This window comes from Streptomyces sp. NPDC028331 (assembly GCF_055565775.1).
In genome coordinates, this window is sequence record NZ_JBVHTR010000011.1 from 162,017 (window position 1) to 181,271 (window position 19,255).

Here is a 19,255-nt window from a genome sequence, read left to right on the forward strand (position 1 = left end):
ACCAACCCCCCCCCCCCCCCCCCCCCCCCCCCCCCCCCCCTCCCCCCCCCCCCCCCCCCCCCCCCGGTGCGCTGCGGCGGCCCGGGGACCGTGGACTGCGGAGGCCCCGGCGGTCGTGGAGTGTCAGGCGGCGGCCGGCACCGTGGCCGTACCCTGGCGACGCGCGTACGCGGCCCACAGCTGCCACACCAGGCGCAGGATGAGCGCCTCGGCGAGCGCGGCGCCGATCTTCGTCGCCACCGCTACAAGAATCTGGCCCATGTCGGTCGTACTTTCTGTGCTCGGATACGAGTGTTCGATATCCGACAATGCGGTCCTTTCCGTTGCAACGGGTGCCATAGAGGTGCATTTCTGATGCCGCTCAGGTGAACAAACGGCAAACGACCCGAGGGTGGGGCCGCGGACACTGCGACCCCACCCGGTCGCGGTCAGCGCGTGGGCAGGACGCGGGTGTGTTCGATCCGTACCGCGTCCAGGGCCTCGGGCTTCAGCCCGAGCAGGCGCAGGATCGTCGGCGCGATCTGCGTGGTCTCCACCGGGTCGCCGACGCGCACACCGCGCGGGGCGCCGGCGCCGGAGACGACGAGCGGGACGTCCCGGTCGTCGGCGTGGGCGCCCCCGTGCTCGGCGATCTTGCCCTTGCCGCCGGTGTACACGACGCCGTACTGCGTGATGCCGAACAGGTCCGGCACCCGCGCGTCGCCCGGCCGGACGTGGAAGTAGCCGGCGGCCGCCGCACCCGCGTACAGCGTCTTAAGCCCGCTCGCCGTGAAGGGCCTGGTCCCGCCGTCGATCCCGTTGCCCGTGCCGGACTGGGCGAGCAGGTACGCCCTGGCGAAGTCGGTCGCGGCCTTGGACCGGTCGGTGAGCCACAGGAGCATCGCGTCGTCGTCCACCGCGTGCGCGACCAGCTCACCGGCGCCCGGATGCGCGGCCTTCCACGCGGCGTTCAGGCCGTCGAGGAGCGGGCCGTCGTCGATCCGCGTCAGCGCCTTGGGATCGGTCGGCGACTGACCGTGCTTCGCCGACAGGACGACCGTCGTACTGCCGTCCAGATGCCGCTTGCGGAGTTCCGCGAGGAACGCCCCGACCTCCTTGTCGACGAACGCCAGGTTCTTCACCAGCAGCGGGCCGGGCACTCCCTTCGCCAGGTAACCGCCCGTCAGGCCATCGGAGCTCGGCAGCTTCTGTGCGGTCGACACGGACTGGAAGTTCATGCCGAACACCGCCGGGGTGCCCACCTTGTGGGTACGGCTGTGGTCGTAGCCGTCGATCTCGTTGAGGACGGCCCGGACCTTGTAGCCGTCGTACTGCTCGGTCGCCGCGTTGTCCTTCGTCCAGTCGTCGCCCGCCGGGTAGCCGGTCGCCGCACTGTTGATCTCGGGGGCGAACAGGTCCTGGACGCCGGTGCCCGAGGGCCCGTCCAGGATCTCGTACGCGACGTGCTTGTCGGACCAGGCGGTGCGCAGCCCCGCCTGGCGGGCCACGTCGAAGACCGTGTTCACCTTCAGGTAGCTGTGCGGATAGACGGGCTTGCACGTCTTCGGGTCGACCGGCAGCTTCGAGGGGTCGATCAGGGAGCGGGCGTCACCGGTCATGTTCAGGATGCCGCCGGGCAGCCCGGCGAGCCCCTGTCCGGCGTCCAGGGAGTCCTTGTCGCGGTCGAGGTCCTCGGTGAGGTCGACCTCGGCTCCCGTCTTCACGCCCTTGCAGTCGGTCGTGCCCGCCGGCAGGAGGGCGTTGCTGTAGGTGTCGTCGTAGTAGACGCCCGTGGTGCCCGGATTCCCGCCCGTGAGCTGGCCGATCATGCCGGGGAACGAGTCGGAGGGGACGGTGGTCCTCGCGTGGGTGTACTCCACACCGCCTGTAGCGAGGCGTGCGAGTGCCGAGTCGGGGTGGTGTGCGACGTACCAGGCCAGGTCGGACTGGTGCAGGCCGTCGACCGACAGCAGCAGTACGTGCCGGGCCGCGGCGCCTGCGCGGGTGACGGAGGCGTGCGCCGATGCGGGCGCGGTGGCCGTGGCGGTGAGCGCGCCGACGGCGGCCAGCGCGGCGGCCACCGCGGTGACCGGGCGGGCAGGACGTCTGAACAAGGGGTTCTCCTCGAGCTGTACCGAGCACGGGGATGTCTCAGGACCGTGCACCGATATCGGAGGGGGAGAACGTGTACGGAAGGGGACTTCCGCACCGTGTCCTGCCCAAGAAAGGCATCGGTGCGCGCAAAGCGGCCCGATGTCCGGATGTCACTCGACAGCTCTAAACACCCTGACCTTGGGTACCCGCCGCATTGTGCCGAGATCCATGCGGCGGAAGAACGCTCCGTCGCGGTCGATCAGTGAGAAGGAGGCGCGAATGAGCACGGTCAAGGAGACGGTGGAAGTCGACGTTCCGGTGCGTGCGGCCTACAACCAGTGGACGCAGTTCGAGGAGTTCCCGAACTTCATGGAGGGCGTCGAGGAGGTCACACAGCTCGACGACCGCCACAACCACTGGACCACCAAGATCGGGGGAGTGCGGCGCGAGTTCGACACAGAGATCGTCGATCAGCTCCCCGACGAGCGGATCACCTGGCGTACCACCACCGGCGACACCCGGCAGAAGGGCACGGTCCGCTTCCAGCGCCTGGACGACAGCCACACCCGGGTGGAGCTCGTGATGGACGTCGAACCCGGCGGCGCCGCGGAGAAGACCGCGGACATGCTGGGAGTCATCGACCGGCGCGTCAAGGGAGACATGCGGCGCTTCAAGGAGTTCATCGAGCAGCGCGGAGGCGAGTCCGGCGCCTGGCGCGGCCGCATCAAGCCCGGTGACACCGGCGGCCCGGCCGTCTGACACCGGCGACGCCGAGCGCCCCGACCGCCTCCCGGGCGGCCGGGGCGCTCCCGCGTGCCCGGTCAGCCGAGCGTGGCCTCCGGTTCGCCACGGGCCGTGTCCCGGCTCCGCTGCGCGGGGAACCCGGCCGGCCGTCGGGGCCGGCCCCGGCCGCGTTGGCGCCGGTCGCCGCGGTCGCGTACCGGCCAGAACAGGACGTAGGCGGTGGAGACGGCCACGAAGCCCAGGCGGATCAGGCCGCGGACGGAGTCGGCGGGTATGACGAAGACACTGCCGTACAGCGTGAGCAGCCCGATCCAGCTCCACCAGGGCACCAGGCGCCGCTGGCCGATCACGTCCCACAGCAGCGTGCCCAGCAGCACCGACGCCGTGTAGTACGTGTAGACGCTCGGGTCCAGTACGATCCGCGCGTTGGCGCCGAGCAGGACGACCGCGGCCCAGCGGCCGCGCCAGACGGCGATACAGCCGAGCGTCAGACCCACCACGGCCTGCGCGGGGCGGTCCCACGGCGGTGTCTGGGGATCGCCGACTCCGAGCCAGCGCAGCGCGGACGCCGGCTGGTTGGGGATGGTGAAGTGCGCCGCCGCCATCGTGTGCGGGGAGCCGACGAAGAACGGCAGCCAGACGACCGCGACCAGGCCGGCGCACCACAGACCCGCGCGCAGCCACTGGTGCCTCGGCAGCGCGAGCAGCAGCGGCAGGAAGGCCAGCGCCGTCGGTTTGGAATCCATGGCCAGGGCCAAGAAGACGCCGGTTCCCGCCGCGTTGCGCAAGGTGACCGAGCGTACGGCCAGGGCGGTGAAGAACAGCGCCAGGACGTCGTCGAGGTGCCCGAAGCGGACCGACACCTCGATCCACATGGGGATGAAGGCCAGGCCCGCGATCAGCACGCGCTGTCGCAGCCGCTGGTGGTTGGTCCCGGTGCCCAGGAAGTACCAGGCGGCGCTGCGCCCGGCGAGAACCAGGACCACCAGGCCGAGCAGGGACATCAGGGCGGCGGCCAGGAACTGTCCGACGTGGTCGGGAAACGGGTTGAACAGACCCGCCACCAGGAAGCTGACCGGGCCCATCTGCAGCTCGGGGTGGTGCGCGTACAGGTTGAGACCGCCGTCGCGTCCGGTGCCCTGGTACAGGAGTCTCCCGCCCTGCTGCACATAGTGCCAGGAGAATCCGCCGTGCCGCTCCACCACGGCGAACCAGAGGATTGTCCAGGCGGCGAGCAGCACCAAGTGCACCCGCTGACTGATGACCGGCACGCGCCTTCCTTTCGGCTCCTGTTCCCGTGAACGACCGGGAACAGCATGGTCCCTCAAGGAAGATGATCGAACCGGTCCGGGGGTTCGCTCCCTTCCGGCATTCCGTTCGCAACGGCCTTCCCCGGTGCGGGCCGAGCCGCCCCTCACTCCACGCGGCGCCGGTCCTCGTCGTCCCACGCGCGGGTGTCACGCGGCTCGGTGTACGGCTCCTGGTCGGGGGGAAGACCGCCGGCGATCGCCCGCTGCCGCGCGGTCTCCGCGTCGAACTCCAGGCCCAGCAGGATCGCCAGATTTCCCATCCACAGCCACACCAGGAAGACGACGACGCCCGCCATCGTGCCGTAGGTCCTGTTGTACGAGGGGAAGGCGGCGACGTAGAACGCGAACGCACCGGACGCGCCCATCCAGAGCACCAGGGCCAGCACGCTGCCCGGCGTGATCCACCTCAGGCCGTGGACCTTCGCGTTCGGCGTGGCCCAGTACAGGATCGCCAGCATGATCGTCACCAGGGCGACGAGGAGGGGCCACTTCGCGATCGACCACACCGTGAGCGCCGTGTGCCCGATCCCCAGTGCCGTGCCCACCTGATGCGCCAGCCCGCCGGTGAACACCACGATCAGCGCGCTGGCCAGGGCGAGCACCATGAGGACCACGGTGATCAGGAGCTGCAGGGGCAGGACCTTCCACAGGGGCCGGCCCTCGGGGATGTCGTAGACGGCGTTGGCGGTGCGGATGAACGCCCCGATGTAACCCGACGCCGACCACACGGCCACCGCCAGGCCCGCGATCGCCATCACGGACCCGGTGCCGCTGTGTCCCTGCAACTGCTGCACGGCCCGGGTGATGACGTCCCGGGCCGCGCCCGGGGCGAACTGCCGGAGGTTGGCCAGCACCTTGTCGGTCGCCGACGGCCCGGCGACGTCCAGCAGGGACACCAGCACCAGCAGGGCCGGGAAGAGGGACAGCACACCGTAGTAGGTCAGGGCCGCGGCCCGGTCGGCCAGTTCGTCGTTCCCGAACTCGCGCAGCGTGCCCTTGAACACCGCCCACCACGAATGCGGGGGCAACTCGGTCGGCGCGTCCGGGGCCCTGCGCTCCACTTCCGGGTCCGGCCCGGGCCGCGCCGCCGTGGATTCCGGGGCGGGCTCACCGCGGCGCTCCGCCGCCCCCGGACGGCGGCCGTGCCGCGCCCGGTGATCCTTGTGTTCACGTTTCAGCAGCCGAGTCATGGTCGGCGGGTAACCCGACCGCCCCGGACCAGTCCGTCGCCCGGACCGGTGCCTGTCACACGCCCTAGTAGTGCATCGTTACAGCGACCCGGCCGTTCGCCCGAGCGCCGGCCGCGTGCTGGTGGGAGCGGTTGATGGTGGAGTCCACCGACACCGTCCATTTCACCGCTCCGACGGAGTCGTCCCGCGCCTGAATCTGCTCCAGGAGGCGGGCCCAGGTCCCGTCCCGCTCCCAACGGGCGAACCGCTCATAAACCGTCTGCCACGGCCCGTAGCGTTCCGGCAGGTCACGCCAGGGAGCACCTGTTCGCAACCGCCATAACACGCCGTTGATTACCGGCCGGTGGTCGCGCCACGGACGGCCTGCTCCATCGGTAGCCGGCAGCAGGGGCTTCAGCGCCTCCCATGCTGCGTCCGTCAGTTCGCCGTGTCCTGTCACGTGATCGGTCACGAACTGGGCCTCATGCAGCGGTGGGCGTCTGGGTCTTGGCCTGGCGCACCCCGCGCAGGGCGCCGGACCAGGCGATCACCTGGTCGAGCATGTTGTCCACGGCGGTGTCGAGGCCCTCCTGGGGGACGAAGGCGCCGGTGTGGAACGAGGGGTGTGTCGAGATGGTGGGCTGGGCGCGGACCGTGGCCACTTGGAGTTCGGCGAGGACGAGCCGCAGCGCCTCGGCGGCCCGGGCCCCGGCGACCCAGCCGCCGTAGCTGATGATCCCGGCGGCCTTGTCGTTCCACTCCCGGTAGACGTAGTCCAGGGCGTTCTTCAGGGCTCCGGGGTAGGAGTGGTTGTACTCGGGGACGAGGAAGACGTAGCCGTCGAAGCTGTCGATGAGTGCGCTCCAGGCGCGGGTGTGGTCGTGCTGGTACCGCTGGAAGTTCGGGTTGCCGGGCTCGTCGAGGTTGCCGAGGTCGTGGTCGGCGAGGTCGATGAGTTCGTAGTCGGCTCCACCGTGGGCACGGGCGGCCTCCAGTGCCCAGACAGCGATCTGGTCGCCGCGGCGTCCGGGGCGGGTGCTTCCGAGGATGACTGCGATGCGAAGCGGCATGGTCTTCCTTCCGGGAGAGTTGTCGCGTCAACTCTAGATTGAGAGGAGTTGAAGTGACAACTCTGCTGGTCGCGGTATCCTCAGCGACATGACGGAGACTCGGCCGCTGGAACCCGAAGAGTGGGAGTTCTGGGATACCTGGATGCGCGCGCAGCGCCTGCTCATCAGGGAGCTGGAGCGTGGTCTACAGCATGACTGCGACATCTCGAAGGCCGAGTTCAGCGTGCTGGTGACGCTGTGGCAGGCCGCCGGCCGCGAGATGCGAGTCGGCGAGCTCTCCGAGTCGCTCGACTGGGACAAGAGCCGCGTCTCACATCAGCTGACGCGCATGGAAAAGCGCGGCTTCGTCAAACGCACCCAGTACGGGGCCGATGGTCGCCGCGCGGGGGTCGGGCTGACCGCCGAGGGGCGCCGCGCCGCCCAGAGTGCCATCCTCGTGCACGGCGGCAACATCCGCCGCCACTTCCTCGACTCACTGAACCCCGAGCAGGCATCAGTCATCCGGGCATGGAGCGAGCAAGCGGTCGCTCGCCTGGAGCCGCACCGCAGCGAGGCTGCCGGCGACGGCGCGTCCTAAACCGCGTCCCACACCGCCCTCATAGACGCCGCCGATACGGCCCTTGGCATTGTCCGGACAGCACACCTAGGGGCGCAGGGCGTCGAAGCCGACGGCGAGATGGCGGGGCCCGCGCAGCACCGCGTTCTGCCGGTACGGCGGCGGGTCCTCGAGCAGACGGGGATTGTCGAGCCTGCGGGCCAGTTCCGACAGCGCGATCTGCGCCTCGAGCCGGGCCAGCGGCGCGCCGAAACAGGAGTGGATGCCGCTGCCGAAGCCGAGGTGCTGGATGTCGCCCCGGTACGGATCGAACCGGTCGGGATCCTCGAACCGCTCCGGATCCCGGTTGCCCGCGGCGAGCACGAGCCAGATCCTCGAACCCTTCGGAATCGTCAACCCGCGCACCTCGATGTCGGCCACACTGGTCCGCTGCGGCACGAGCTGCACCGGAGGCTCGTAACGCAGCAGTTCCTCCACGATGTTGACGGCCAGGCCGGGGTGGTCGCGCAGTGACCGCAGGAACTCCGGATACCGCAGCAGGGTGAGCATCCCGTTGGTGATCAGGTTGACCGTCGTCTCATGGCCCGCGATCAGCAGCAGCACCGAGGTGCTGAGGACCTCCATCGTCGTCATCGGGCCGTCCGGGCCGTGGCTCGTCGCCAGCTCGGACAGCATGTCGTCCCCGGGCTCCCTCCTCCGCTGCTCGACCAGCTCCGCGAGGTACAGGCCGAGCTGCACCCGAGCCTCCCGCGTAGCCCTCAGGCGCTCGGCCTCGTTCTGACCCGTCTGCGGATCCAGACTGGCGACGATCGGTTCCACCCAGGCGCGGAAGCGCGGCTCGTCCTCGCGGGGCACGCCGAGCAGCCTGCAGATCACGGTCACCGGGAAGGGGTACGCGAACTGATCCACCACGTCGATCTGCCGCGCGTCTCCGAAGCCGTCGATCAACCCGGAGACGATAGCGGCGAGTTCACCGCGCATCGCGTCGATCCGGCGGGGGCAGTGCGGCGGCCCGAAGGACCGGTTGGCGATCCGCCGCAGCCGGTCGTGCTCCGGAGGGTCGAGCCGGATGAAGCTCGGCGGCAGCCCCGTCTCCTCCGTCCCGACCCCCTCGTCGGCTCCCGCCGCTGCGAGGTTGCCGGCGTCGGAGCTGATCCGCGGATCGTGCAGCAGACTCAGGATGTCCCAGTACGAACCGACGAGGTACGGACCGCCGTCCTCCTCGTGCAGCACCGGAGTCCTCCGCAGCTCCTCGTACAGCGGATAGGGGTTCGCACGGTTGGCGTAGTCGGTGATCCGGTGCAGGAGCGAGGCGTGCGTCATGAGCGGTCCTAGGCGTGAAGTTCGTGAGGCGGACGGGGCGCGGGCACCGGAGGCGGTCAGTGGCGGGCCGGGGCGAAGACCAGCCGGCGGTCGCTCGGGGCGTAACCGCTGACCGTCACGGTCGGGCCGTGGCTCGGCAGGGACGGGTCGGGGAAGTCGGCGGGCACCGGATGACGGCCCTCGGGGCGGCGGTCGACCGTCGGGAACTCCAGCGGGAACGGCGTGGCCGTCTCGATCAGCCGCTCGTAGAACTGCAGCCACCGCGTGTTGTCGAAGCTCACCGCGGCGATGACCCGGCCCTGGTAGCCGTACGCCGCGACGAACCGGCGCTCGGCCAGCGACCCTTGAGTGATCATGATCTGCTCGCCCATGGACGGAACACCGACCGACTTGATGTTCACACCGAACTGCGACGACCAGAAGGCGGGCACCCACAGGTGCGGACGCCGGTCCGCACCGCTGCTGATCATGTTGTGTGCGGCCACCTCCGCCTGTGCGACGGCGTTGCCCCAGTGCTCCAGCGACAGGAACTGATAGCCGAACAGGGGGTGCGGCGAGCGGGCCACGTCACCGGCGACGTAGACGTCGTCGGTCACGATGCCGCGGAAGTCGAAAGCCCGGCACCCCGCGTCGCAGGCGATGCCCCGGGGCCCCGCACCGAGCCCTGACCCCTCCAGCCACTCGGTGTTGCGGGTCGCGCCGAGGCAGACGACCACGACGTCCGTCTCGACGATGCTGCCGTCGGACAGATGCGCGGCCCGGACCCGGCCCACCGGGTCGCCCTCCAGCGCGGTGACCATGACACCGGTCCGCAGATCCACACCGTTCTCCCGGTGCAGCTCCGCGGCCACCGCGCCGATCACCCCGCCGAGGGCGCCCACCAGCGGGGCGCCCCCACGCTCCGCGACGGTCACCGCGACGCCCTGCTCCCGGCAGGCGGAGGCGATCTCCGAACCGGTGAAACCGGCGCCGATGACGAACACCCGGCGCGGGGAGGCCTGCAGCCGCCGCAGCAGGGCCGCCGCGTCGTCACGGGTGCGCAGCACGTAGACGCCGTCGAGCCGGGCCTCGGACTCCTTGGGCCAGGGCCGGGCGCGCACACCGGTCGCGATGAGCAGCCGGTCGTACTCCACCTCGTCCCCGTCGGCCAGCCGCACCCGTTTGGCCGTCATGTCGAGGCCCGTCGCCGCGACCCCCAGGCGCCACTTGGCGTCGATGTCGAGGCGCCGGGGCAGGTCGGTACGGTGCGGTGACGCCTTGCCGAGCAGGACCGCCTTCGACAGCGGCGGCCGGTCGTACGGCTCGTAGGGCTCGTCACCGATCATCGTGAGCGAACCGGCGAAGCCCTCGGCGCGCAGCGTCTCGGCGGCCCGCAGTCCCGCCAGCGAGGCGCCCACGATGACGATCCGGCCCTCACGCCTGAGCCATTGAAGGAAGTCCTCAGCGGGCACGGGACATCTCCTGCCCGGCCTCGGCGGGCTCCTGGTCCCCGTCGTCCAGTCCGTCGGCCAGGATGGCCTGCACCGGGCAGGCCGCGACGGCGCGCGCCAGCCTCTCCCGCTGCCCCTCCTCGGCGTGCGGGTTGTAGACCAGCGCCTCCTCGCCGTGCAGGGTGAAGACATCGGGTGCGAGAAACGCACACTGCGCGTATCCCTGGCACCTGTTGAGATCGACGACAAGTCTCATGAGCGCTCCGCCCCTTCGTGGCCAGGTCCGTCGGACGGCGCCGCCCGGTGGCGCCGCGGAACGGCGGTCAGCTCCTCCACGCCAGCATCGGAGACCGGACGGGGGAGCGCCTGCCGAGGCGCGCCGAAGGAGTGACCGGCCGGCACCGGTTACGACGCCGCCGCGGCGCCGGACCGGGGCCCGCGGCTCGCCGTGAAGACGCAGGCGCCGACCAGCAGTGACCACCCGGGGAACACGAGCTCCGCCCAGGGGACGGCGGCTGCGACGAACAGCAGTGTCAGGGCGGCGAGGAAACCCAGCAGACTGAGCCACCGCGGCAGAAGCCTCAGCCGGCGGCAGATGACCGACGTGGAGCAGGTGAAGACCGCCGCCATCCGCATCGCGTACTCGGACTGCACCGTGTATGCGAAGTGCCGGCCGAAGTTCCAGGCGGGCAGGCCGGGGGTGCCGCCGGGCGTGTCCGTCGTCGCCAGCACGGCGGCGACCGCCGCGGCCACCACGAACAGCATCGCCACGAAGATCAGCCCGCTGCCGAGGAACACGGTGGCGAGGAACTGGTCCTCGGCCTTGCCCACATGGGCGCGCAGCGCCCCGATGAACCACAGGAAGCAGATGCCGGCCAACGGCACCAGCGCGAGCGCCGCCTTCACCGCGTCGCGCCGCGTGGGGTCAGTGAGCCCCTGGAGGGTGACCGACTCCGCACCCTGGGGGATCGAGACGCGGATCAGGACGAGGGCCGCCGCGAGCAGGAGAGCGAACACGACTCCGGCGAGCCCGGCGGCCCGCGGGGTCTGCAAGGCCTGCTGCCCGGCTCCGGTCTCGGTCATACGCGGCTCACTCCCTCCAGTGCCCCTGGCACCAGCAAGCCGCCGCGCGGGAAGTCCCGCCACCGGACACGCCCGAACGGCAGACCGTCGCCGGCGCAGCTCACCCTGGCGCCGGACGGCGACGGCGCCGAGCACGGTGTCGGCCAGTTCGCCGGACGCCCACCGCGCCACCCGGTCGGGCAGCGGCGCCGCCTCTCGAGGACCGGTTCCGGGCGGGTGCCGTCCGTAGCGGCAGGGGCCGCGATCAACTCCTCGACACGGGGCCGGAGTCGCTCGTGGCGACCGAGCACGGACTCGGTCGACTCGCCGACCGCCGACCGGTACCCGAGCCCGAGCCTGTCGGCCAACTCCCGGGCGAGAGCGGACGTCCCGACGTTCGACGTCCCGCCGATCAGCGACACACACAGCGCCCGTGCCGGCGACCCCGGTGATCGCCGGAGGGCGGCACGGGCTTTACCGGTCCTGCTCCGGCCGGTCCTCCGCTCCGTTCGCCACCGCGGCTTCGGCGGCGTCCGGTGCGCTGTAGAAGACGGCGGTCCCCTGCTTGCTGCGCTGGGCCTGCTTCTTCGCCACGAGCCCTTCGAGCGTGGACCGCACGACGGTGGTCTTGATGCCCCGTCCGGGATGGGCCTCGCCGAGCGCTGCGGCGATCTCCGCGGCGGAGCGCGGTTCACTCTGTTCGGTGAGGTGGGAGCGGACGAGTTCGACCAACGTGGGCTGGTCCGTCTTCGCGGCCTGCGTCTTCACCGGCTCAGCCGTGCCCGCGGCCTTCTTGCCCGCGGTCTTGCGCGCCGTCGTACGCGTCTGCCGGGCGGCGGCCTTCTTCGTCGCCCGAGGCTGCTTGCCCGCGCCGGACCCGGCAGATGACTTCTTCCGGGGCGCGGGCACCGTGGCGCTGTCGGGCGCGGCGGCCGGCTCGGCCGACGCCGACGGGACACCGAGTGCGTTCTGCATGGTCAGCAGCACCGCATGGTCGTGCTGCAGGGTCGCCAACTGCTCCTGGAGCGCGGCGATTTCGGCACCGACACGCTCCTGTTCCTTCTCGTTCCGCTCCAGATCGCCCGCCACTTGGGCGGCGTACTGCGAGGTCAGTTCCGAAGTCGCGGTCGTGGTCTCGGACATGGCGTGACTCACCTTTCCTCGCCTAACGGCGATGTTGCTGCACAGTGTCCCCCCGGTGCACAGATGGTACGAACCCGGGGAGCCACTTTGTTCCTGGTCCGTTGCCGGCCGCTGGTCGTCGGCCGTCGCCGGCCGAGCGCTGACACCTCATCAGTGACTCTGCGGGGCGCCCCGCGTCCGCCGAGCCGGAGGCGGATGACGACCCGTTATACGAACCGTTACTCCGACAGGGTTGTTCGTCATATGGTCGGTATGTCGAAGGAGTCTGGATACGACCCGATATGTAACTTCTCTCTCGCATCGGTTCACAGCCGACGTGTCTGAGACAGGAGAAGTGACATGGCAACGCGTTCCACTGCAGTAACCGCCGCGATCGCGGCCGGTGCGGCCCTGGTGGCCACCGGCATCACCTACGCCTCGGCCGCGTCCGAGCCCGCCCGCTCGGCCGCGGTCGTCCAGCAGGCCGCCGCCCCGGCCGCCGCCTTCGAGGGCAACGGCAACAACAACAACGGCAACAACAACAACAACGAGAACAACAACAACGGCAAGGGCAACGAGGGCGAGCACCACCACCACCACTACCGTCACCACCACCGCCACTACCACCACATCGGCCGGATCCACATCAACGAGCGGGACTTCCCGGCCATCCCGGACGGCTGTGTGCCGATCCTGAGCGGCCTCGGCTCCAACAGCATCAACATCGTGAACGACAGCAGGCACACGGTGGAGGTGTTCCGAGGGGTCACGTGTGACAACGGTGCTCCCATCGCCGTGGTCGGCCCGTGGAGCCAGAGCGACGGCGTGCGTGCCCAGCACGTCAAGGGCGGCGTGAAGATCAAGCACGGCGTCGTGGGCAGCTTCCGCGTGATCTGCGACCGCCGTGGGCGCGGCTTCGAGTTCGGCGAGGGCGAAGGCGAGGGCGAGGGCGAGGGCTTCGGCGGCGACCGCTGCGGCGCCTTCGAGCGCGGCGGCTTCGACCGTGGCCGCGACCACGACCGCGACGACGACCGCGACCACGACCACGACAACGACCACGACCACGACAACGGCCGCGACTGGGACTGATCAAGTCACCGTCAGCCACGGAGAACGAGAACCCCGGCCCGCCGGAATCGGGCCGGGGTTCCGGTCTGCCCGGGCCCTGGTGACGCGGTGAGTCAGCGATGAGGCGGCGGAGGCGGCGGCAGCTCCGTCGCCGGGACCTCTCCCGGCCACACCAGCAGAACCGGACAGGGCGCGTGGTCGACCACGAAGCGGGTGACGGGGCCGAGGCTGTGCGGGCCGAGCCGGGAACGGTCTCCGTCCCGTGCGCAGATCAGGAGATCCGCGCCGGTGGCCTCCTCGACGACCGTCCGCTCCGTACGTCCATGGGTGAGGACCCGGCGGGCCGGGCGACCCAGACGCCGCGCCGCGGCATCCAGCAGGCGCTGCGCGGCCGACTCCGACAACCCCTCGATCCGGTGACCGGGATCCCGCTCGGGACGGCCGCGGCCGAGGAGCCCGGCGAACGCGCCGTGGGCCGCCTCGGCGACCGTGTCGTCGCGCACGTACAGCAGCACGAGCTCCTCGTCCGGGGCGGCGCGGCCGAGCGCGGCGTCGACGCAGGCGGGCCAGGTGCCTTCGGTGATCCAGACGACGGCGGTCATGGCGGCTCCGGTGTGGCGCGGTGGGACGGGTGCCGATCGTGTGCAGAATCCCCACCACACCGAGCAGTGGCAAGGAGCCGGGCCGAAACGGCCACCGGACCGAGCGGCCATCGCGACACGGGGCACGCCCAAAGGGGCATCACCGGGAAGGACGGCTAGATTTCAGACCCGTACAATTGTGCGCACTATGGGCGTTGGGGGGAAGTCCTTGCGTCAAGGGGTGGAAAGACCTCACCACCGTGTCGACGACCACGGCACGCGGGTGAGGGGGCCACGCGGCGGTGCCGAGCCGTCCGCGGCGGGGGACGGCGCGCCGGGCGGAGCGGCCGCGGTACTGCTGCGCGGCGTGCTGTTCATCGGCCGTACGGCGCGGGGCGAGTGGCACGGCATCGTGGTCGATCCGGTACGGCGACTGCTGCGGCGCGGGCTGTCCGGACTCGTCCTGGCCTTCGTCGCCGCCTTCGGGGTGATCTTCTTCCACGCGATCGCGCAGCATCCGACCGGCGCCGTGGCGGTACGGCTGCTGGGCGGCGTCTACGCCGATCTGCCGCTGTGGCTGGCCCTGTTACGCACCCCCGTGTCGCTGTACGTCCCGGCCCTCGACCTGCCGGTCTGGGCCGGCATCACCCAGCTGTTCCTCGCCTTCGCCCTGGCGGAACTGGTCTTGGGCCGCGCCCGGACACTGGCCGTCGCGTACGTGACCACACTCGCGGGCACCCTCACCGTGCGGGTGATGATCGCACTCGGGCCCGGCTGGTGGGGGCTGGGGCTGCCGCCCGAGATCGGACAGGTGCTCGACACGGGACCGTCCGCCGCGGTCGTGGGCCTGTTCACCTACCTCTCCGTCGTCCGGCGCGCCCCCGTCGTGTTCACCCTCACCGGCGGGTCGATGGTCTGGGAGTCCATCGCCATACCGAACCTGGCCGGCCGGGAGCACCTCATCGCGGTGGCGACGGCGATCGTCCTGGGACTGTTCCACGGACACGGCCGCAGCCTGCGGCGACGCATGTGGGCGACCGTACTGCGGATCGGGAGCGCACCGGCGACGACGCCGGTAGGAGGCGACGGCGAGCGCAACGATCCGGTGCCGCAGACCGCGCATGAAGAGCCGTCACCTGCGGGGCTGCCCCGGCAGAGGACGCCCGCCCGCTCGCCGAACTCGGTCGACGCACCGACCGGAACGCCTTGACGTCCCCGGCCGCCCGCGGTGCGCCCGGCGTCACCGTGGGCCGCCCCTGCGCAGGATCTGGTCCACGCCGACCGTCACGACGACGAGGGTTCCGGTCGCCACGTCCTGGTAGAGGCTGTCGATACCCGCCTGGGTGAGTCCGGACCGCAGCACATTGACGATGACCGCCCCGATGAGCGTGCCGATGACGCTTCCCCGGCCGCCGAAGAGGCTCGTGCCGCCGAGGACGACCGCGGTGATGCTCTCCAGGTTCGCCGTCTGGTACGAGTTGGGGTCGGCGTTCGGGATGCGGCCCAGGGACTGCCAGGCGGCGACGCCGTACAGGAACCCGGCCGTGACATAGACCGAGAGAACCGTGCGTCGCACGTCGATGCCGGTCAGCCGGGCGGACTCCGGTGCGTTGCCGACGGCGTAGATGTGCCGGCCCCACGCGGTCTGGGTGAGTACGTACCAGAAGAACGCGTAGAGGCCCACGAGCAGGAACGTCCCCCAGGTGATGAACATGCTTCCGACGTCCAGGCCGTTGCCCCAGAAGACGAGCAGACCGGAGGTCACGGGATAGCTGCGGGACTGCGAGTACAGCCTGGCGGCGGCGTAGACGACGGTCAGCGCCCCCAGCGTGACGATGAAGGGCGGCAGGCGCAGCCGCGACACGAGCAGTCCGTTCACCAGCCCGACGAGCGCCGCCACGACCAGGCCGAGGACCAGGGCAGCCACGGGGTTGCCGCCGTCGAAGACCAGCTTGGCCATGACGATCGTGCCCAGCACCGCGATCGCGCCGTTCGCCAGGTCGATGCCCGCGGTGAGGATGATCAGTGACTGGCCGAGCGCCAGTGTGCCGATCACGATGGACTGCTGGAGCACCAGCGACAGGTTCCGCGGCGTCAGAAACGTCTCCGTGGTGACCGCGAACGCCACCACGGCGATGACCAGAGCCGCCAGCGGGCCGATGGCCGGCGTGCGAAAGGCGTACCGGAGGGTGTCCCGCACCCGGGTGCGCGCATCACCGCCGGCGGCGGGTGTGGTGAGGGGTGACCTCATGAGCTGTTGTGATCCCTTCGGCCCGCTCGGCGACTCGGTGACTGCGGCACGTCATCCCCAGCAGTGCTGGAGTCCCCAGGCCGTGGTCTGCGACGGCACACCGCGCACCCGCCTGTCCGTGATGAGCACCGTGCCCGTGTCGGTGAAACCGGACGGCCTCTTCCCGCTCCGGGCGAAAGCGAGCACCGCGTCCACGCCGTCGGTGGCCATCCTGACCGGGAACTGCATGACGGTGGCGGCGAACGTGCCGGACCGGACGTCACGGACCCCGTCGCACGAGCCGTCGATGGAGCCGATGGTGACCTGGCGGGTCAGTCCCTGGGACGCGATGGCCCCGTACGCTCCGGCCGCCACCGGCTCGTTGATGGTGTAGATCGTGTTCACGTCGCGCGAGCGCAGCAGCAGGTTCTCCGTCGCGGCCTGCGCCGTGTTCCGGTCGCCGTTGGTGTCGGCCCGGCCCACGATCGCCGGTGAGCCTTCCTTGATCCCGAAGCCCTCGAGGAATCCGTCGTGGCGGTCCTGACTGACTTCCGATCCCGCCGTGCCGTCCAGCACGAACACCCTGGGAGTCCGGCCGCCGAGCACCGCCCTGAGATACGCCCCCTGCAGGTGGCCGGCCTTGAAGTTGTCCGTCGCGTACGTGGCGTCGACCGCGTTCTCCGGCTGTGTCGCGGTGTCCAGCGCGATCACCAGGATGCCCTGCCGACGGGCCTCCTTGATGGCGCCCAGGATCCCCGTCGTGTTCGACGGCGTGATGAGAATGCCGTTGACTCCGCGCGCGATGAGGCTCTCCACCGCGTTCACCTGACCCTCGTTGTCCCCGTCGAACTTTCCGGCCAGGGCGATCAGCCGGGCGTCGTTCTTCTCCGCCGCGGCCGTGGCGGCATGGCGCAGCGTCACGAAGAACGGGTTGGCCTCGGTCTTGGTCACCAGGCCGATGGTGATCCGGTGCGCCCCCTCGCCACCGCTGCCGTTCCCCCCGCCGCAGGCGGCGGCACAGCCCACCAGAGTCCCCACCATGAGGAGGACCGCCCCTCGCCGTCGGCGTCGCCGCCACGCGTGTTCGCGGCCCGCACGGTCGTGTGTCATGGGTCAGCCCTCCTCCGGCCGGGGCCGGGCGTCACACGAGCCTCCGTGACCTCCATCATGAGCCGAGATTATGCGCAAATGCTGAGGTAAGGGCGGTGCGGTGCCTTATTGACCGCCTGTACCCGGTTTATCGCTAGAAGAGGTCATTGTTCCGATATTCTGGTGATCGGTCCGGCCGTGCGGCGTCACCGCCGCCGTACGCAGAAGGTGAGGTTCACGTGACTGAGCCGCCTCTGCTGGCGCTGCGCGGCATCTCCAAGCGGTTCGGCGCCGTCCAAGCACTCAAGGACGTGGAGCTGGAGGTCCACAGGGGAGAGGTCGTCGCCCTCCTGGGGGACAACGGCGCCGGAAAGTCCACGCTCATCCGGGTGATCGCGGGCGTCACCGCCGCCGACGCGGGCGTCGTGGAGTGGGAGGGCCAGGTCGTGCAGATCCGGACGCCCCGGGCCGCCCGGCACCTCGGCATCGCGACGGTGCACCAGAACCTGGCCCTGTGCGACGGCCTCGACGTCGCCGAGAACCTCTACCTCGGACGTGAACAGAGGCGCCCCGGCGCCCTGGGCCGTCTCCTGCGGCTGATGGACAAGGGCAGCATGCGCAGGGAGGCGCGTCGGCAACTGGACGCCATGGGCATCCGCGTCCCCGACATGCGTGCCCCGGTCGCCTCCCTGTCGGCAGGCCAGCGGCAGACCGTCGCGATCTCCCGCGCGCTGCTCGGGCAGCCGAAGGCCGTCCTGTTGGACGAGCCGACCGCCTCGCTCGGCATCCGGCAGGCGAGCCACGTCCTCGATCTGGTCGACGAACTCCGTGAGCAGGGGGTCGGTGTCATCCTCATCAGTCACAACATGGGAGACGTCAAGGCCGTCGCGGACCGGGCCGCGGTGCTGCGGCTCGGCTGCAACAACGGCTTCTTCCATGTGCCCACCACACCCCAGGAACGGATCATGTCCTCGATCATCGGCGCCGGCAGCCCCTGACCGGCCCCGGCGACGACGCCACCGGTCACTGCCGGTGCGGTCCGGTCGCCCGGTGTGTGTCACAGGGGAGCCGGCACGCGGCCAGTGCCGCGGTGTCGTCGCCCAGATTCGCGTCGCTGAAGGCCAGCAGATCCTGGTGCAGGCGGTCGAGGAGCTCACCGGGAGGCAGAGCGGCCCAGGACCGGACCCGCTCGGTCAGCGGATAGAACGCCCCCGTGCGGTCACGCGTCTCCGTGACGCCGTCGGTGTACAGCAGCAGTTGCTCGCCGGGACGAAAGGGGCTCACCTCCACGTGGTAGTCGTCCCCGACCAGAACACCGAGGTTGATGGGCGGTGAGGGATCGGCCGAGTCGAGCTCGGTGACCCCCTGCGGGCCGATGAGCAGGGGAGGGGGGTGGCCGCAGTTGACGATGCGGACCACGGGCTGCTCATCGGGGACCTCGGCGAACACCGCGGTGACGAAGCGTTCCGCCACCTCGCTGCCCGCGAGCTGCGTGGCCCTGCGGGTCATGCTCCTCTCGACCCGGCGCGCCACACCGGCGAGGTCGGGCTCGTCATGGGCGGCCTCGCGGAACGCACCGAGCATCGTGGCGGCCGTTTCGACCGCCACCAGGCCTTTGCCCCGGACGTCACCGATGAGCAGGCGGACCCCGTGCGCGGTGGGCACCGCCTCGTACAGATCACCACCGATACGCGCCTCGGCTGCGGCCGACAGGTACAGCGTCTCGATCGACACCTGCCCGAGGCGGCGCGGCACGGGGCGCAACAGCACCCGCTGCGCGGTCTCGGCCACCGACCGTACGGTCGCCAGGGTGCGCTCCCGGCGTGTCCGGCTCGCGGCCAGAATCGTCCCCAGGACACCGACCAGCACGGTGGAGATGTAGGCGGCGACGTAGTGGCGCTCCCCCAGATACCCCACGGAGCGGCCCGCGCAGCAGGGCGTGCCGGCCAGCAGAGCCTCGAACCCGACGGCGAACACCGTGATCGCGGCGACGGCCGCGGGACCGTGGGCGTAGGCGGCGACGACGGGGAGGGCGATCAGCAGGAAGCTCACCGGCCACTGCACCGGAGTGACCGGCTCGAGCACCAGGACGCCCGCGACGTAGATCGCCGGAAGCCAGCGCAGCCACACCGGCGGACGCGGCAGCTGCAGGCCCGTGCTGCTGAGCCGCGGCGCCCGGCGGCCTCCGGTCTCCCGGCGCTCCGCCCACCTCACGGCACGCTCCCACGGGCACGGAACGGGGACGGCGGGCATCCCGGGCAACCGGACCGGCGCACGGGGGCGCTTCCCAGGACCGGGCGGCAGCCCTGGCGGATCCCTACACACGGCCTGTTCACGAGAACTCCCGAGCCTGATCAAGACCACGGGCCGGGCGCGGCTGACAGCGCGATCCGCCGACCGCTTGGGCAAGAGGCATATCCGGATCTTC

The 19,255-nt window shown here is 70.8% G+C and carries 18 protein-coding genes and 1 pseudogene; 5 read left to right on the plus strand and 14 right to left on the minus strand.

What is annotated here, in order from left to right:
- Positions 1-428 precede the first annotated feature (428 nt).
- Positions 429-2,093, minus strand: coding sequence for an alkaline phosphatase family protein (locus tag ACZ4SW_RS18475; RefSeq protein WP_468244142.1), 1,665 nt, complete (start codon positions 2,091-2,093; stop codon positions 429-431).
- Between the two features lie 259 nt (positions 2,094-2,352).
- Here ACZ4SW_RS18475 and ACZ4SW_RS18480 point away from each other — a divergent pair, with 259 nt between their 5' ends.
- Complete coding sequence (locus tag ACZ4SW_RS18480) at positions 2,353-2,832, plus strand: SRPBCC family protein (RefSeq protein ID WP_468244145.1); 480 nt, start codon at positions 2,353-2,355, stop codon at positions 2,830-2,832.
- Positions 2,833-2,894: 62 nt separating this feature from the next.
- On the opposite strand, the gene ACZ4SW_RS18485 is transcribed toward ACZ4SW_RS18480, so the two are convergent.
- The 4 genes and pseudogenes from ACZ4SW_RS18485 to ACZ4SW_RS18500 form a co-directional block, all read right to left on the minus strand.
- Positions 2,895-4,088, minus strand: a complete 1,194-nt coding sequence (locus tag ACZ4SW_RS18485; RefSeq protein ID WP_468244147.1) for a hypothetical protein — start codon at positions 4,086-4,088, stop codon at positions 2,895-2,897.
- Positions 4,089-4,231: 143 nt separating this feature from the next.
- Entirely contained in the window at positions 4,232-5,317 is a 1,086-nt protein-coding gene (locus ACZ4SW_RS18490; protein ID WP_468244150.1) for a YihY/virulence factor BrkB family protein, read from the minus strand.
- An 82-nt stretch (positions 5,318-5,399) separates the two neighbouring features.
- A pseudogene (locus ACZ4SW_RS18495) lies at positions 5,400-5,756 on the minus strand (IS5 family transposase); the annotation flags it as partial.
- Between the two features lie 22 nt (positions 5,757-5,778).
- Positions 5,779-6,366, minus strand: coding sequence for an NADPH-dependent FMN reductase (locus ACZ4SW_RS18500; RefSeq protein ID WP_468244152.1), 588 nt, complete (start codon positions 6,364-6,366; stop codon positions 5,779-5,781).
- 88 nt (positions 6,367-6,454) lie between these two features.
- Between ACZ4SW_RS18500 and ACZ4SW_RS18505 the strand changes: the two genes are divergently transcribed.
- Positions 6,455-6,943, plus strand: a complete 489-nt coding sequence (locus tag ACZ4SW_RS18505; protein WP_468244155.1) for a MarR family winged helix-turn-helix transcriptional regulator — start codon at positions 6,455-6,457, stop codon at positions 6,941-6,943.
- A gap of 66 nt (positions 6,944-7,009) precedes the next feature.
- Here ACZ4SW_RS18505 and ACZ4SW_RS18510 read toward each other — a convergent pair whose 3' ends face one another.
- From ACZ4SW_RS18510 to ACZ4SW_RS18530, 5 genes are all read right to left on the minus strand, one after another.
- Complete coding sequence (locus ACZ4SW_RS18510) at positions 7,010-8,245, minus strand: cytochrome P450 (RefSeq protein WP_468244158.1); 1,236 nt, start codon at positions 8,243-8,245, stop codon at positions 7,010-7,012.
- 56 nt (positions 8,246-8,301) lie between these two features.
- Entirely contained in the window at positions 8,302-9,696 is a 1,395-nt protein-coding gene (locus ACZ4SW_RS18515) for an NAD(P)/FAD-dependent oxidoreductase (RefSeq protein ID WP_468244161.1), read from the minus strand.
- Complete coding sequence (locus ACZ4SW_RS18520) at positions 9,686-9,931, minus strand: ferredoxin (RefSeq protein ID WP_468244164.1); 246 nt, start codon at positions 9,929-9,931, stop codon at positions 9,686-9,688. The genes ACZ4SW_RS18515 and ACZ4SW_RS18520 overlap by 11 nt, the downstream gene beginning before the upstream one ends.
- 149 nt (positions 9,932-10,080) lie before the next feature.
- Positions 10,081-10,758: a hypothetical protein gene (locus ACZ4SW_RS18525; protein WP_468244167.1), complete on the minus strand. Its 678-nt coding sequence runs from the start codon at positions 10,756-10,758 to the stop codon at positions 10,081-10,083.
- Between the two features lie 453 nt (positions 10,759-11,211).
- The gene (locus ACZ4SW_RS18530; protein ID WP_468244170.1) at positions 11,212-11,880 is read right to left on the minus strand and encodes a hypothetical protein; all 669 of its coding nucleotides are present in this window, start codon (positions 11,878-11,880) and stop codon (positions 11,212-11,214) included.
- A gap of 339 nt (positions 11,881-12,219) precedes the next feature.
- Here ACZ4SW_RS18530 and ACZ4SW_RS18535 point away from each other — a divergent pair, with 339 nt between their 5' ends.
- Entirely contained in the window at positions 12,220-12,948 is a 729-nt protein-coding gene (locus ACZ4SW_RS18535) for a hypothetical protein (protein ID WP_468244173.1), read from the plus strand.
- 92 nt (positions 12,949-13,040) lie between these two features.
- Here ACZ4SW_RS18535 and ACZ4SW_RS18540 read toward each other — a convergent pair whose 3' ends face one another.
- Positions 13,041-13,529, minus strand: coding sequence for a universal stress protein (locus ACZ4SW_RS18540; protein ID WP_468244176.1), 489 nt, complete (start codon positions 13,527-13,529; stop codon positions 13,041-13,043).
- Positions 13,530-13,791: 262 nt separating this feature from the next.
- On the opposite strand from ACZ4SW_RS18540, the gene ACZ4SW_RS18545 reads away from it, so the two are divergent.
- Positions 13,792-14,718, plus strand: coding sequence for a hypothetical protein (locus ACZ4SW_RS18545; RefSeq protein WP_468244179.1), 927 nt, complete (start codon positions 13,792-13,794; stop codon positions 14,716-14,718).
- Positions 14,719-14,748: 30 nt separating this feature from the next.
- On the opposite strand, the gene ACZ4SW_RS18550 is transcribed toward ACZ4SW_RS18545, so the two are convergent.
- Positions 14,749-15,759 (minus strand): ABC transporter permease, encoded by a 1,011-nt coding sequence (locus tag ACZ4SW_RS18550; protein WP_468244182.1) that lies wholly within the window; start codon positions 15,757-15,759, stop codon positions 14,749-14,751.
- Between the two features lie 51 nt (positions 15,760-15,810).
- Complete coding sequence (locus ACZ4SW_RS18555; RefSeq protein WP_468244184.1) at positions 15,811-16,848, minus strand: substrate-binding domain-containing protein; 1,038 nt, start codon at positions 16,846-16,848, stop codon at positions 15,811-15,813.
- 218 nt (positions 16,849-17,066) lie between these two features.
- Here ACZ4SW_RS18555 and ACZ4SW_RS18560 point away from each other — a divergent pair, with 218 nt between their 5' ends.
- Positions 17,067-17,825, plus strand: coding sequence for an ATP-binding cassette domain-containing protein (locus tag ACZ4SW_RS18560; RefSeq protein ID WP_468244187.1), 759 nt, complete (start codon positions 17,067-17,069; stop codon positions 17,823-17,825).
- A 25-nt stretch (positions 17,826-17,850) separates the two neighbouring features.
- On the opposite strand, the gene ACZ4SW_RS18565 is transcribed toward ACZ4SW_RS18560, so the two are convergent.
- A complete protein-coding gene (locus ACZ4SW_RS18565) occupies positions 17,851-19,041 on the minus strand; it encodes a PP2C family protein-serine/threonine phosphatase (RefSeq protein WP_468244190.1) in 1,191 nt (396 codons plus the stop codon).
- Between the last annotated feature and the right edge of the window lie 214 nt (positions 19,042-19,255).

Bases quoted from the DNA above. Each gene is read 5' to 3' on its own strand.
- ACZ4SW_RS18480 (WP_468244145.1), top strand. From the start codon at position 2,353: ATGAGCACGGTCAAGGAGACGGTGGAAGTCGACGTTCCGGTGCGTGCG.
- ACZ4SW_RS18490 (WP_468244150.1), bottom strand. From the start codon at position 5,317: ATGACTCGGCTGCTGAAACGTGAACACAAGGATCACCGGGCGCGGCAC.
- ACZ4SW_RS18500 (WP_468244152.1), bottom strand. From the start codon at position 6,366: ATGCCGCTTCGCATCGCAGTCATCCTCGGAAGCACCCGCCCCGGACGC.
- ACZ4SW_RS18505 (WP_468244155.1), top strand. From the start codon at position 6,455: ATGACGGAGACTCGGCCGCTGGAACCCGAAGAGTGGGAGTTCTGGGAT.
- ACZ4SW_RS18510 (WP_468244158.1), bottom strand. From the start codon at position 8,245: ATGACGCACGCCTCGCTCCTGCACCGGATCACCGACTACGCCAACCGT.
- ACZ4SW_RS18520 (WP_468244164.1), bottom strand. From the start codon at position 9,931: ATGAGACTTGTCGTCGATCTCAACAGGTGCCAGGGATACGCGCAGTGT.
- ACZ4SW_RS18525 (WP_468244167.1), bottom strand. From the start codon at position 10,758: ATGACCGAGACCGGAGCCGGGCAGCAGGCCTTGCAGACCCCGCGGGCC.
- ACZ4SW_RS18530 (WP_468244170.1), bottom strand. From the start codon at position 11,880: ATGTCCGAGACCACGACCGCGACTTCGGAACTGACCTCGCAGTACGCC.
- ACZ4SW_RS18535 (WP_468244173.1), top strand. From the start codon at position 12,220: ATGGCAACGCGTTCCACTGCAGTAACCGCCGCGATCGCGGCCGGTGCG.
- ACZ4SW_RS18540 (WP_468244176.1), bottom strand. From the start codon at position 13,529: ATGACCGCCGTCGTCTGGATCACCGAAGGCACCTGGCCCGCCTGCGTC.
- ACZ4SW_RS18550 (WP_468244182.1), bottom strand. From the start codon at position 15,759: ATGAGGTCACCCCTCACCACACCCGCCGCCGGCGGTGATGCGCGCACC.
- ACZ4SW_RS18555 (WP_468244184.1), bottom strand. From the start codon at position 16,848: ATGACACACGACCGTGCGGGCCGCGAACACGCGTGGCGGCGACGCCGA.